We start from the raw sequence: 12562 nt of genomic DNA, 5'->3' as shown, positions 1-12562 counted from the left end.
ATTCTCACTGAGATTATGCAGCGAGTTTTGAGACCCTACAGCCCCTGTGCGTACGGACCGGGTCAGGAAGCGTTGCCGCGCGGGAAGGAGACCTCCACGCGCCGGTTCTTCTTCCGGCCCTCCTCATTGGCATTGCTGGCGATCGGGTACTGCTCGCCGTAGCCACGGATCTCGAAGGTGACATTCGAGTCGAGCAGGCCGGCAAGCACCGAATGCACCGCGTCGGCACGCTGCTTGGACAGCACGTCGCCGTGTGCGGACGAGCCGAGATTGTCGGTGAAGCCGAAGACGCGCACCTTCGTGGCGTTCTGCTTCTTGACCTCGTCGGCGATGGCCGCGATACGGGAGTTGGCCGCAGGACTCAGCTTCGCGCTGTCCTTGCCGAAGAGAACTTCGGCCTGGAGTGCGAACTTGACGCTCGCGTTGCTGTCCTCGCGGCGCTCCTCGCCGCCCATGTCCTCGACGACCTGGATGATGTCGAGGACTTTGGCGGGGGCGAGAGTGCCGCCCTCGGCCATCTTGAGGTCGGGGTCGTTGCCGTCCACCTCGACCGGGGGCGTCGCGGATGCTTCGGTACCCGGCGGTACGCTCGGTCCGTCATCGGCCAAAGCACTCGGTGCACCGAAGACGGACGTTCCAGCCATGAGCACGGCCGCTGCGATAACCATGCCTGCCACGTGTGTTGGCCTGCGCCTTGTACGGGTGTATGTCATGTCGGCCGTCACCCAGAGATCTTCACTGAGGTGGTGGCAAACGTCGGCAGGCTGAGGTCGACCTCGGTCGTCGTGTTCGGCGGCGCCGGGAACTGCATGAACACCGGGATCGACGTTCCGGGCTGGACCGCCGTCATGCCCGTCGTGCAGAGGCACCGGCCATCCGTGTCACGAAGAATGTAGTAGCGCTTCTTTCCGGCCTTGTCGACCAGCGTCGCACCGCCGACCGAGTTGAGATTCTTGCTGACGATGACATTTTCGCTACCGGCCCATGCAGAGGGATTGACGGCCGCGTCACCTTGATTCTTCAGTTCGCCCTGAACGGTGACGAATCCGCCGGAGTCCCGCTTCACCTCGTTGACGACCAGCAGCATGCCCTTGTCGCCCCTGGCCTCGGCGAGCTTCACATTCGGGTCCACCTTGTCCCCGGCAGCAGTGTCCTGCTGCGCCCCCTTGTCCCCCTCGGAGGGCTTGGAAGGTGTGGAGGACTCCGACGAAGAAGGATCATTCGTCTTTCCGCCGTCATCACTGCCGCAAGCAGTGACGGCGAGGGCCAGCGCTGCCGTCAGGGAGACGGCGGCCACCACCCTTCGGGTCCTCGCAGTACGCCGAATGCTCATGGGTTCTGATTCCTTTACTCGTCGTTCGCTGTCAGTCGTCGACCAGGTGGACAGCAAAGATGGCCTTACTCAGAGCGGCCCATGAACCCTGATCGAAATCAGTCGGGTCGATCGAAAAGCCGTCCCGTCCATCGCACTTGAAGTTCACCGGATCACCCGGGTCACCCTTGAACTTGTAGCCGCACCGGAACTCGATGACCGCGGTCGCATCCGCGGTGGCATGTCGGGTCTCCGTACCAGGGATCACCGTGTCGCCGATCGTGTAGCGGGTCTTGACGCTGGCGGTGACCTTGTCCTGCAAGTAGCCGTACCCCCAGTTGCAGCCACCCGGATTCTTCGGATCAAGGGCATCAAGATCTGCACGATTGGCCGAAGCGAGTCTTTGGGCCTGCACACAGGGATACGGCGTGAACCGGTAGTCCCTCAGGAATTCGTCCAGTGTGTTCGTCATCAGAGCTGAGATGAACGGTGGACCCAACCCGTCGCGAGCGTCCTGGGCTGCAGCCAGTGCGGCGGCGTCAGCCGCCCCCTGCGCTCCGTTACGCGTGGCCGATGCCTTACCGACAGCAAAGAAGGCGAACGCGAGGAAGAGCAGGCCCGCCACCATCACAACATAGATGGGGAAGGCCTGCCCTGCGTCGCCGCGGGGTTTCGCGGTCATCAGCCAGCCTTGATCTGGTCCACCAGATCCGTGATCTTCCCGCTGATCTTGCCACCGATACCCGTCGCCACGATCGCACCGATGATCGCCACGACCACCAGGATGATGCCCAGGTACTCGAACGCCGTCTGGCCGCGGTCCATGGTCTCGTAACGCTTCTGGATCTTGGTGACGGCGGTGTTGGCCCAGCCGTTGACACGGACGGCGGCCTTCAGGGTGATGTTCGACATGGTGTTCCCCTCCAGATTCGGCCGACCGACTGCCGGCCGACTCACACGTTTCTCGGGTGCCGCTTCCGTTACCGGCTTCCTCCTGGCCGGTGCCGTTTGCGACATGAGAAACATACGGCGGGACACCCTGCCCACCGGAGGGTCCCAGGACCCAATCCCGGGCCCAAAGGCCGAGTTGGGCCCTGGCGCCCAAGCCATGGGCCCGCACCCCTGGGTCACCCATGCCCACCACTCCCCCGCGGCGGTGCCGTGCCCAGCCAGCGTGCGATCGCCTCGCTGCGGCTTGCGCTGTGCAACTTGGTGAAGATGCGGTTGATGTGGTTCTTTACGGTCTTCTCGCTGATGAAGCAGGTGGCGGCGATCTGCTGATTGCTCATGCCGGATGCGATCAGCTCCATGACCTCCACCTCCCGCGAACTCAGCCCGTACTGGGCCCTGTTGAGGGCCGTGGCCGACCCCCCGGTTGTTGAAGACTGTGCCACAACCGGTTGCATTTGCGAAAGACCCTGTGCGGGTTGAACCGGTCGCGTCGCAGGTGGCGGCATTTCGGTGACCGGCGGATGTGCAGGCGCACCGTGTTGCCGCCCCTGCCCGGTGCCGTGTCCGTCGTGGCCAGGTCCTTGGTACGCGACTCTCGTGGTCAGTGCGGTCCCCAGCCCCTCCGGGAGTGGCTGGCCCTGTGGTCCGGGGCCCTGCCGCATATGGGCCAGGAGCGCGTTCGCCGCGGTCGCGGTGAAGTGGGCCCGGCCACTCTTGGTGTCCCGTACGGCCTGTACGAGTTGGTCCGCCGTGAACTCCCCGTGTACCAGATAACCACCGGCCCCCAGCCGCAGCGCCTCGTGCACGATCTCGCTCTCGCGGCTGTACGTCAGCATCATCACGGGTGCCACCTGCACGAGGTGCGGCAGCGCGGAGATGCCGTCGACGCCCGGCATGCGGACGTCGAGCAGGACGACGTCCGGGCGGTGCCGGACGGCCATGTCGTAGGCCTGACGGCCGTCGGCCGCTTCTGCCACGACTTCGATGTCCTCCCGGCCGGAGAGCAGCACCCCCAGGCCGGCCCGGACCACCGGGTTGTCGTCGGCGACCACGACCCTCAGGGGGCCGGGGGCCGCCATGGGAGGGGTCTCCGGGAAGGGCGGCAGGGTCTCGGATGCCGCGGGCTGCGGGGGGACGGGGAACCCGGAGGAGCTGAGTTCCGAGTTGAGCGGGGTGGCGTGCGAGGACGTGTGCTGGGAGGCGTGGTGCTGTGCGGCCCAGTTCTGGCCCGACGCGCGGGAGACGTCGTCCGGCATCTGCGACCTCCTCTCAGGATCTTCGGGGTGGGGTGGGAACGGGTCAGTTCAGTTGTTGAGCGAGCGGATCGGTGGCCAGGGCGGCCACGGGGAGTTCGAGCCGTACTTCGGTGCCCTTGGCCGCCTTGCCTCTGCCGATGCGGATACGGGCTCCGATGGAGGCGGCGCGTTCAACCATCCCGACGAGGCCGAAGTGGCCTGCGCGCCTGAGGTCGTCGAGCGTCGTGCCCGTGGGCAGGCCCCGCCCGTCGTCGTACACGCTGACGCGCAGGACATCGCCCTTCACGCCGGCCAGCACGATGAGATAGGTCGGGTGGGCGTGGCGGTGGGCGTTCTCCATCGCTTCGGAGGCGACGGTGAGCAGCTGGCGGGCGACCACCTGCGGGACGAGGGGGACCGGGGCCTCGTTCAGCATCCGGAAGGTGGCCGTGAGTCCGTGGCGACGGGTGAAGTCGTCCGCCCGCGCCCTGAGCTCGGAGACGACGTCCACACCGCCGTCGAGTCCGGATTCGCGGCGCAGATCGGAGAGCAGCTCCCGCGATTCCGCCGCTGCCCGGCGGGCGGAGCGGGCGACCAGTTCGGCCTGGTGCTTGACGGTGAGCGGATCCATCCGGTCGGACGAGCTGGCCAGTCCGTCGGCGGCCAGTGCCAGACCGTGCAGAGTCTTGGCCACCGAGTCATGCATCTCCCGGGCGAGCCGGGTGCGCTCGCCCTCCACGGCCTGGTTCACGGCGAGCCGCGCCCTGGTCTCGGTGAGGGCCTGGCTGGCCGTGCCGAACCGGAGGAGGAGATTGCGCAGGGTGACTCCGACCGCGCCCGCGATCACGCAGAAGCCGGGGAGGAGGAGCGAGGTGGCGTCACCGGCCTCCAGTTTCGGATCGGTGGCGTACACGCCGAAGACGATCAGCGTCTGGAGTGCGGCGAAGACGGCCGCGCCCCGCCAGCCGTAGACGAGTCCCGCCAGCAGCGGGGTGCACACGGTGACATACGCAAGGGTGGACTCGGGTGTGGCCGTGACCAGCAGCAGGGCACCGAACACTGCGTCGATGCCGAGCAGCCAGGGGTGACGCAGGAGGACGGGGCCGAACCGTTCCCAGTCCCGGAAGAGGACGTATGAGCCCATGAAGGTGACGAGGACGGCCGAGCCGATCAGCCAGGTGGCCAGGCCCGGCGCCGTGCGGCCGATGGCGAACGGGGTGGCCATGGCGATCATCGCGAGCCGGAAGCCGAAGACCTGACGGCACATCGCCTGGAGTGCATTGAGCTGGATCGCGAACGCCGGGCGTGCGCCAGGGTCGGCCATCGCCTGGCGCACTTCTGCGGTCAGTCCGACCTGGGAACTCCCCAGTGGGAACGACATGAGCCTGTCACCTCCTTCTGCCCGTCGTGGTCGTCGTCTCGGTCATCCGGGGTCATCCGCCCGTCAGGGAGCTGAAGTCGACGTTGGCTCCGTAGACGAAGCCGACCGTCAGCAGGATCAGGGTTCCCGGGAGCAGGAAGGTCGTGACCGCGAAGGTGGCCTTCGGCACGGCCCTGGCGGCCTTCCGGCGGGCGTTCTGGGCATCCGTCCGCCGCATGTCGTTGGCGATCTGGATCAGCGTGTCGACGATCGGGGCGCCCAGCTCCTCGCCCTGCTGGAGTGTGGTCACGAACATCGCGACCTGCTCCGAGTCGTTGCGCTTGCGCAGCTCCTCGAAGGCCTGACGGCGGCTGACGCCCATGTCCATCTGGCGCAGGGTGATGCGGAGTTCGTCGGCCCACGGGCCCTCGTACTTGTCGGCGACGCGCCCCAGTGCCTGGCGGAATCCGAGGCCCGCGGAGACGACGACGGCCAGGACGTCGAGGAAGTCGGGGAGCGTGCGCTCGATGTGGTCCTTGCGGACCCGGACCGCCGACCAGATCCCGACCTCGACCCAGAACATGCCGAAGGCGATCAGCAGCAGGGAGAGGAAGAGCTGGCCGCGCAGGATCATCGTGAACGCCCCGAGCAGGCCGAGTGCGCCGTAGACGAAGCGGCGGGCGGCGTAGCGGTCGATGGTCAGACCGCCGGGGTTACCCGCCATGTCGATCTGGCGGCGCTTCTTGTTGACGGCCTTGGGGCCCATCATCCTCAGCACCATGGGGGCCCAGCGCATGCCGAGCCGGTCGATGCCGGAACCCATGGCGTTGGTGCGGGTGGCACCGACCTCCAGGGCGATGGCGAGATCGCCGGGAAGTTTGGCGTCGGCACGGTACATACGGATGCCGGCGATGGCTCCGAACACCGCGAGGCCGACCACGAGCGCGAGCAACAGTTCCATGTCCGCTCCTCCCCTCAGACGTCGATCCGGGACATGCGGCGGATCACGATGAATCCGATCGCGTACAGGACGAGCGAGACGATCACGGCGACCTGGCCGATGAGAGCGCCGGTCATCCGGTCGAGCGCACCGGGCATCACCGCGTTCATCAGGAGCATGGCGCCGATGCCGAAGACCGGCACGGCGTAAGCGGTGACGGTGACCTGCGAAAGCTGCGTCTTGACCTCACGCCGGGTTTCCTTGCGCTCCTCCAGCGTCTCCGTGAGGTTGCGCAGCGAGCTGACGACCGTACCGCCGGCCCGGTTGGACAGAACGAGGGTGGTCACCAGGACGACCAGCTCGCGCGACGGCAGCCGGTCGGTCAGCTCGCTCATCGCGTCGTCGAGCGATTCACCGACGGCGAGGCGGCGGGCGACGCGGGCCAGTTCCTCCCCGGCCGGGTCCTCCATCTCGTCCGCCGCCATGCTGATGGCCGTGCGCAGGGCGAGACCGGCCTGGGTGGCGTTGGCAAGGATCCGGGAGAGCTCGGGCAACTGGTTGATGAAGCGTTCGGTGCGTTTGGTCCGCTGCCAGTTCAGGAAGGCGTTGGTGCCCCAGAGGCCGATGAGGGCCGCGACCGGGCCGAAGAAGCTGGCGAGGATCGATGAGGCCGCCATCCACAGGCCGGCCATGGCCACGATCGCGTAGACGAAGAACTCGCCCGGGGTGATTTCCAGACCCGTGGCGGCGAGCTTCAGTTCCAGCTTGCGGCCCAGACCCGTCCTGCGCAGCCTGCGGTCGACGCCCTGGAAGCGGCGCTGTCGCCCGGCTGCCGGTATCTGGCCGGTGTGCGAAAGCCGTTCGACGAGGGCGTCCCGATCGGCCTTCCCGCCGGTGTAGGCGTGCAGGCCCATGACGCCTGTCACCCCGAAGACGAGGGTGACGCCGATGGTGAGCAGAGGGAGATTGATCATCGCGCGGTACCTACTTGGCCTCTCGGGTGGCGAGCTGTTCGACGGATGCGGCGACTCCGAAGGCCTGCGGGATGGGCTGGCTGGCCATGTAGAGCTTGTCCGCGATCTTGCGCGGGAGCGGGAGGTACTGGAACTTTCCGTGGATCCGCCCGTCGGCGGCCATGGGCTGGGCGTTGAACCGGGCGACGGTCACGATGCGGTACGCGTCGCGGCCGTGCGAGTCGAGCACGGCGATCTCGGTGACCTTGCGGGAACCGTCGGCGTGCCGCGTGAGCTGGACGATGACGTCCACGGCGCTGTTGATCTGGTCGTGCAGCGCCTCGAACGGGATCTTGATCTCGGACATCGAGGCCAGGGTCTGCAGACGCATCAGCGCGTCCTCGGCGCTGTTGGCGTGGACCGTGGCGAGCGAGCCGTCGTGACCCGTCGACATCGCCTGGAGCATGTCGAGCGACTCACCGCCACGGACCTCACCGACGACGATCCGGTCCGGGCGCATACGCAGGGAGTTGCGGACCAGGTCACGGATGGTGATCTGGCCCTTCCCTTCGACATTCGCCGGGCGGGACTCCAGCCGGATCACATGGTTCTGCTGGAGCTGGAGCTCTGCGGAGTCCTCGATGGTGACGATGCGCTCATGGTTCGGAATCAGTCCGGACAACGCGTTGAGCAGCGTCGTCTTCCCCGTGCCCGTGGCACCCGAGACGATGATGTTGAGCTTGGCCTGGACGAGCCCGGAGAGCAGGATCAGCATCTGATCGTCGAGCGAGCCGATGCTGATCATCTCCTGGAGCGTGAAGGCCCGCGGGAATCGTCGGATGGTGAGCGTCGCGCCGGACAGCGACAGCGGCGGGATGATCACGTTGACACGCTCACCACTGGGCAGTCGGGCGTCGACCATCGGATTCGACTCGTCCACACGGCGGTTGACGGTCGACACGATGCGCTCGATCGTCTGCATCAGCTGCTCGTGCGAACCGAACCGCATCGGGAGCTGCTCGACCCTGCCGCTGCGCTCCACGAAGATCTGGTCCGGTCCGTTCACCATGATCTCGGTGATGGACGCGTCCTCGAGGAGCGGTTCCAGGATGCCGAGACCGAGGGCCTCGTCGACGACCCGTCGGATCAGCTGGGTGCGTTCTACGGTCGAGAGGACCGGGCCCTCACGGCTGATGATGTGGCTGAGGACGCGCTCCAGGCGGGCCCGCCGGTCGGCGGCGGCCAGCGAGGACATCTCCGCGAGGTCGATCTCCTCGAGCAGCTTGGCGCGGTAGGAGGCCACCATGTGGCTGTCCTCCCGCCCCCCGCTGTTCTTCTCGGGGGCGGTGATGCGGGCCCGCAGGCTCATGTCCGTAACTCCCTTGGTCCGACGTGCAGATGGTGCTCCGGCCGCGCAATGCGGGGCCGGTCACTCCCTGGGGAAGGTGGCGCTCCGCTCGGCATATCCCCAGCTGAGTCCAGGGACGACGGATGGGATCTTGACGCGGGCGGTGTAGGTCACCTCATCGATGCCGTAGCTCGGGGTGAACCGCGCGTCGTCACGTTCGTCTGAGAGCCAGTCACTCATCGCCTCCCGGCCCGCCAGTTCGGGCGGCAGAGGCGGCACCTGGTGGCTGGCCGTGCGAGCGGCCGCGCGGGCACCCGTGCCGGCCTGGTTGGCCGTGTACGCGGCCACACCCAGCTGTATCGCCAGAAGGCCCACCAGAAGCAGCAGCGGGATGAATCCCATGTACTCGATGGCGACCTGGCCTCGGTCGCGGCGGGGCGTGCCTGTGCGTTTCGACATCGCTCAGCCCTCCGTCGGCGACGCGGCCTCGCCGGTGATCGTCATCGGCCAGTTGAGTACGCCGGGCACCAGGACCGGCACCTTCAGGCTGACCTTGGCCGTGTACAGCGCGAGCCCTGCGTTGCACTCCGTGCTCGACGAGCCCTCCCAGGCATCCGGCAGGTCCTCTTTGGCCGCACGCTGGCAGGCCAGCGTCGGAAGGTACTCCGCGCCGGTCCCCGCCCGCGCCGCCTCGTCCGCGGCATTGCCCGCCAGGCTGAACGTGTAGCCGATCAGCGCGCACTGCCAGAGCGCGATCAGTAACAGGATGATCAGCGGCGTGACGCCCACGAACTCGATCGCGGTCTGGCCGCGATCCCGCTCACGGCAGGAATCACCGTCACGCCCCCTCCGTATCCTCAGGCCTCTCGTCTCGGTGGCTGTCATTGGTCAACGTGTCCCCTCGGTCGTCCCACGGCCCCCGGAGTCGCCGTCGCGCCGTCTGCGCGAGCGTCCGATCGAGCCTCGGTCGTTCTTGAACTTGCCTGCGTTCTTCCCGCCGCCCTTTTCCCCGCCGCCCGGAACCTTGACGATTCCCAGCTCCCCGGCAAGGCCCCAGAGCGCCTGCTTCACCACGCTCCTGGCGTCGAGTTCATGCATCCGGCCGGCGTCGACGGCGCCCTGGAGTTCCTTGAAATTCGCGGGAACGGCCGTGTTCGCCATCCGGGTCCCGGTGATCTTCTCGATCAGCGGAGGCTGGATCTCGGTGTTGCGGATGTACCGGTTGACGAGGGTGAGCGTCTCCTCCGCCTTGCGGATCTGGAGCCGCTCCCACATGCGTACGGTGCGCTTCGCACCACGCACCGCGATCACGTCCGGGGTGGTGACCAGCAGCGCCGTGTCGGCCATCTCGATGGCTGCCGCGGCGGCGCCCTGCAGCTGGCTGCCGCAGTCGATGACCACCACCTCGTACCGCGAGCGCAGGGCGCTGACGATCTGGCGGGCCGACCGGTCGCTGACCTCCTCGCCGCGCTCGCCCTCGCCGGGCGCCAGCAGCAGGGCGAGCCCGGTGCTGTGGCTGAACACGGCGTCGGACAGGACGCGGGGCGAGATGTCGGTGATCGCCGCCAGGTCGACGATGGAACGACGGAACTGCACGTCGAGGTACGAGGCTATGTCGCCGGACTGGAGGTCCATGTCGACCAGCGCGACGGAATGTCCCGACGCCTGGGAGGCCAGGGCGAGCTGGACCGCCGTCACGGTGGACCCCACACCGCCCTTGGCGCCGCTGACGGTGATGACGGTGCCGCCGGGGCCGGTGAAGACATCGCCCCCGGCACTCAGGTGGCGGCGTACCCCGACCGACCACTGGGCGGCGGACTGGACCCGGTTGGCGAGTTCCTCGTAACTCACCGGCAGGGTGACCAGGCCGCGCGCGCCCGACTCCATCGCGGCGGAGAACAGGCCGGGACTGGCGTCGGCGGTGATCAGCACGACCCCGATGGCGGGGAAGCGCAGGGAGACCTCCCGGATCAGCTCCAAAGCCGGCACCGGACCGATCCGCTCATGGACCAGCACGACCTCGGGCAGCTCGTCGAGCGACTCGCCCGCGAGCCGGGCGAGCGTGTCGATGAGCTGCGTCGAGTCGCCGACCGGTGCGGCCGGCTCCGCGTCGGGAAGCTGGCTGAGCAGAGTGGTGACGGATCTGGCCGCGTCGGTGTCACCGACGGCCGGGAGGATCCTGGTGGTCATTCGACCCTCACTTGTCCTTGTCGAGCGTGTAGGTGCGGTCGCCCGGACGGATGGTGCTGTCGCTGCCGGAGGCCAGGAGCGCGAGGCGTACGTGCTCCGCGAAGGACTCGGCGTAGGCGATGCGCTGGGTGTCGAGCGTGTTGAGCGCGAAGGTGATCGGGACAGCCTCGGTACCCAGGTTCGACTTGGCGTCGCGGCCCGGCTCCAGCGCGGTCAGCTTGCCGACGTCCAGCACCTTGGCGTTGGAGACGATGACCTTCGACTGGGACGGGGCACCGTCCTGCTCACCGGCGAACGTGGCGTAGATGTTGACCGTCGAACCCGGGGTGATCTTGCCGGCGACGCCGGTGGCGGCGTCGATCATGATCGCGATCTCCTGCTCACCTGGCTGCAGTTCGGGACTCTTCTGGATCATGTCCGACTGGAGCAGCGAGCCCTTGCGCAGCTGGGTGACGGCGATCTTCCCGTTGATCTCGGAGAGGTCGGTCACGGCGTTGGTCGACAGCCAGCGCTTCGGCATCTTGATCTTCTCGAACTGCCCGGCGGTCAGCCCCGTGTAGGGGGCGATGTCGTTCTTCAGCCGGTAGGCCGAGACCTCGGGGCCGACCTTCGAGTTGACGTCGCTGATCACCGAGAGCACACCGGCGAAGGCGCCGAAGGCGCACAGGACCGACAGGAGCAGGAGTATCACGCCGCGGCGCTGGCGGGAGTTCATGGGCCGGACAACCTCGTTCGTATCGGATGCGTGGGGCAGCGGACAGAAGGATGCGCGGTGGCTGAGTGGGCGGACATGTCGGAGAGTGCGTCTGTCTCGGGTGTCTGTACCTGCGTTGCGGTGTCCGCACCCGTTCGTGGTGACGTGGTGCGGAGGCCGGTCACGACCGGGGTGGCGCAGTCGCTCCGTGGTTCAGGACACTTCCTGACTGCATTCGGTTCTCGGGCGGAGGGAGAGGCGAGGAACAGAACCCGCAGCGATCACCGATGAGTTCCATTCCGCACCAGTGGCAGTTCTCGCGTCTTACGGAAGCAACCAGTTGGTACAGAACGGAGATGTCCGGAAGATAGGCGGCAAATTCCACCAGTTTTCCGGTTCCCCACCATCGGGAGGAGTCGGCGGGCAGAGTGGCCTCATGAATGGCCTGGACCTTCCAGGAAGGGGCCAAGGTTCTCTGCACCCATTCCGACTGCAACTGCCCTTTGGCGATCAGCAGATGCGTTCCGAACTCCGGTCCCGTCGGCGGCTCCGCGGCCGGTCCGACCTTGGTGAGCTGCGGGTTCGGTCCCGCGACCACGGCGAACTGCGAGCCCGGCACCCATGATTTGGCGTGTGTCTTGAGGCTGACCGGAACCCGGTCCAGCTTGGTGACGGAGTTCAGCAGGGCGCCTGCGTGAATGTAGTGGGGCAGCAGCCGGGCGGCCGAGGCGACCACTCCCGGGGTGAAGTCGCAGATCGACAACTGGCGCAGCTGCCTCACCAGTACGGCAAGGCCCAACGGAGGGAGATCCACCTTGAGCAGGGCGATGCGGTCGCTCTCCAGGACCGATCTGACGGAGTGCAGTCTGCGCTCGTGGGCCACGGGCAGGCCGGCCGAGTAGACGGCGACGACATAGCCGTGCTGCTCCAGCATCACATGCATGTCGCTGATCGCCAGATCCATCGTCTGGTCTTCCGGAGCCTGCAGCAAGGCCGCCGTCGGTGTCTGCTGATCGGTGGCTGGCAGCACAAGATCAGCACTGGTCACTGCTATAGCGGTCGGCACGCTGGTCCCCGTTCGGCTCCGGCCTCCGTCGTGCTGACGGTGGCCGCAATCGCTCCTGCTCCGTGCTTCTGCTCCTGCACTTTATCCACGTCCTACCAGCCAGAGAACACCTTTCGTGGACCAGTACAGGAACAGCCGTGCAACACCCACGCAACTGGCTTGTGGCCACCGGGTGCGAAATCGGACGAAACCGAGAGTGGTTAACTTCTGTACCACTGCGCAGAGTTACCGATACACGTTCCGATTTTCTTCTGCGGGAATTCGTTCACCCACGTCAGAATGGATCTTGGGGTGTTGCTACCCCATTCCACCCGGACGAAATCCGTCACCGAGCGACCACTTCGGCCACCCCGTCGCGCCGCGCGACCGCCGCCCCCCGAGGGGTGGCATCCGGGCCCTCGAAGATCGCCCGAGGGCGGCCGGAGCCCCGCCCGGACCCCCTCGCCGGAAGCTGCCGCCGCCAGAGGTCTTGACAACTCGAATGGTCTGGACCAGCTTATCGGCCAACGGTGG

Annotated in this window: 14 protein-coding genes; all 14 read right to left on the bottom strand. The window is 67.1% G+C overall.

What is annotated here, in order from left to right; translation table 11 throughout:
• Positions 1 to 62 precede the first annotated feature (62 nt).
• The 14 genes from LRD69_RS20875 to LRD69_RS20810 all read right to left on the bottom strand — a co-directional run bounded on the left by LRD69_RS20875 (position 63) and on the right by LRD69_RS20810 (position 12013).
• On the bottom strand, positions 63 to 668 hold the full coding sequence (locus LRD69_RS20875) for an OmpA family protein (RefSeq protein WP_277328071.1): 606 nt from the start codon (positions 666 to 668) through the stop codon (positions 63 to 65).
• A gap of 53 nt (positions 669 to 721) precedes the next feature.
• A complete protein-coding gene (locus LRD69_RS20870) occupies positions 722 to 1333 on the bottom strand; it encodes a hypothetical protein (protein ID WP_277329814.1) in 612 nt (203 codons plus the stop codon).
• A 31-nt stretch (positions 1334 to 1364) separates the two neighbouring features.
• Positions 1365 to 1994, bottom strand: coding sequence for a pilus assembly protein TadG-related protein (locus LRD69_RS20865; RefSeq protein WP_277328070.1), 630 nt, complete (start codon positions 1992 to 1994; stop codon positions 1365 to 1367).
• Positions 1994 to 2224, bottom strand: coding sequence for a hypothetical protein (locus LRD69_RS20860; RefSeq protein ID WP_277328069.1), 231 nt, complete (start codon positions 2222 to 2224; stop codon positions 1994 to 1996). The genes LRD69_RS20865 and LRD69_RS20860 overlap by 1 nt, the downstream gene beginning before the upstream one ends.
• A 215-nt stretch (positions 2225 to 2439) precedes the next feature.
• Positions 2440 to 3519 carry a response regulator transcription factor gene (locus LRD69_RS20855; protein ID WP_277328068.1) on the bottom strand — a complete coding sequence of 360 codons (1080 nt, stop codon included), beginning with the start codon at positions 3517 to 3519 and terminating at the stop codon, positions 2440 to 2442.
• A gap of 43 nt (positions 3520 to 3562) precedes the next feature.
• The gene (locus LRD69_RS20850; protein WP_277328067.1) at positions 3563 to 4879 is read right to left on the bottom strand and encodes a histidine kinase; all 1317 of its coding nucleotides are present in this window, start codon (positions 4877 to 4879) and stop codon (positions 3563 to 3565) included.
• A 52-nt stretch (positions 4880 to 4931) separates the two neighbouring features.
• Positions 4932 to 5819: a DUF5936 domain-containing protein gene (locus LRD69_RS20845; protein ID WP_277328066.1), complete on the bottom strand. Its 888-nt coding sequence runs from the start codon at positions 5817 to 5819 to the stop codon at positions 4932 to 4934.
• 14 nt (positions 5820 to 5833) lie between these two features.
• Positions 5834 to 6772: a type II secretion system F family protein gene (locus LRD69_RS20840; protein ID WP_277328065.1), complete on the bottom strand. Its 939-nt coding sequence runs from the start codon at positions 6770 to 6772 to the stop codon at positions 5834 to 5836.
• 10 nt (positions 6773 to 6782) lie between these two features.
• Positions 6783 to 8120 carry a CpaF family protein gene (locus LRD69_RS20835; RefSeq protein WP_277328064.1) on the bottom strand — a complete coding sequence of 446 codons (1338 nt, stop codon included), beginning with the start codon at positions 8118 to 8120 and terminating at the stop codon, positions 6783 to 6785.
• A 60-nt stretch (positions 8121 to 8180) separates the two neighbouring features.
• Positions 8181 to 8558 carry a TadE/TadG family type IV pilus assembly protein gene (locus LRD69_RS20830; protein WP_277328063.1) on the bottom strand — a complete coding sequence of 126 codons (378 nt, stop codon included), beginning with the start codon at positions 8556 to 8558 and terminating at the stop codon, positions 8181 to 8183.
• A 3-nt stretch (positions 8559 to 8561) separates the two neighbouring features.
• Positions 8562 to 8984: a TadE/TadG family type IV pilus assembly protein gene (locus tag LRD69_RS20825; RefSeq protein ID WP_277328062.1), complete on the bottom strand. Its 423-nt coding sequence runs from the start codon at positions 8982 to 8984 to the stop codon at positions 8562 to 8564.
• Positions 8985 to 8987: 3 nt separating this feature from the next.
• Positions 8988 to 10289, bottom strand: a complete 1302-nt coding sequence (locus LRD69_RS20820; RefSeq protein ID WP_277328061.1) for an AAA family ATPase — start codon at positions 10287 to 10289, stop codon at positions 8988 to 8990.
• Positions 10290 to 10296: 7 nt separating this feature from the next.
• Positions 10297 to 11004: a Flp pilus assembly protein CpaB gene (gene cpaB / locus LRD69_RS20815; RefSeq protein WP_277328060.1), complete on the bottom strand. Its 708-nt coding sequence runs from the start codon at positions 11002 to 11004 to the stop codon at positions 10297 to 10299.
• Positions 11005 to 11164: 160 nt separating this feature from the next.
• Complete coding sequence (locus tag LRD69_RS20810; RefSeq protein ID WP_277329813.1) at positions 11165 to 12013, bottom strand: hypothetical protein; 849 nt, start codon at positions 12011 to 12013, stop codon at positions 11165 to 11167.
• Between the last annotated feature and the right edge of the window lie 549 nt (positions 12014 to 12562).

Source organism: Streptomyces sp. JH14 (assembly GCF_029428675.1).
GTDB lineage: Bacteria > Actinomycetota > Actinomycetes > Streptomycetales > Streptomycetaceae > Streptomyces.
This window is presented reverse-complemented; position numbering and strand designations above follow the sequence as displayed.

Coding starts and splice junctions, on each gene's coding strand:
- LRD69_RS20875 (WP_277328071.1), bottom strand. CDS start 668: ATGGTTATCGCAGCGGCCGTGCTCATGGCTGGAACGTCCGTCTTCGGT.
- LRD69_RS20870 (WP_277329814.1), bottom strand. CDS start 1,333: ATGAGCATTCGGCGTACTGCGAGGACCCGAAGGGTGGTGGCCGCCGTC.
- LRD69_RS20865 (WP_277328070.1), bottom strand. CDS start 1,994: ATGACCGCGAAACCCCGCGGCGACGCAGGGCAGGCCTTCCCCATCTAT.
- LRD69_RS20860 (WP_277328069.1), bottom strand. CDS start 2,224: ATGTCGAACATCACCCTGAAGGCCGCCGTCCGTGTCAACGGCTGGGCC.
- LRD69_RS20855 (WP_277328068.1), bottom strand. CDS start 3,519: ATGCCGGACGACGTCTCCCGCGCGTCGGGCCAGAACTGGGCCGCACAG.
- LRD69_RS20850 (WP_277328067.1), bottom strand. CDS start 4,879: ATGTCGTTCCCACTGGGGAGTTCCCAGGTCGGACTGACCGCAGAAGTG.
- LRD69_RS20845 (WP_277328066.1), bottom strand. CDS start 5,819: ATGGAACTGTTGCTCGCGCTCGTGGTCGGCCTCGCGGTGTTCGGAGCC.
- LRD69_RS20840 (WP_277328065.1), bottom strand. CDS start 6,772: ATGATCAATCTCCCTCTGCTCACCATCGGCGTCACCCTCGTCTTCGGG.
- LRD69_RS20835 (WP_277328064.1), bottom strand. CDS start 8,120: ATGAGCCTGCGGGCCCGCATCACCGCCCCCGAGAAGAACAGCGGGGGG.
- LRD69_RS20830 (WP_277328063.1), bottom strand. CDS start 8,558: ATGTCGAAACGCACAGGCACGCCCCGCCGCGACCGAGGCCAGGTCGCC.
- LRD69_RS20825 (WP_277328062.1), bottom strand. CDS start 8,984: ATGACAGCCACCGAGACGAGAGGCCTGAGGATACGGAGGGGGCGTGAC.
- LRD69_RS20820 (WP_277328061.1), bottom strand. CDS start 10,289: ATGACCACCAGGATCCTCCCGGCCGTCGGTGACACCGACGCGGCCAGA.
- cpaB (WP_277328060.1), bottom strand. CDS start 11,004: ATGAACTCCCGCCAGCGCCGCGGCGTGATACTCCTGCTCCTGTCGGTC.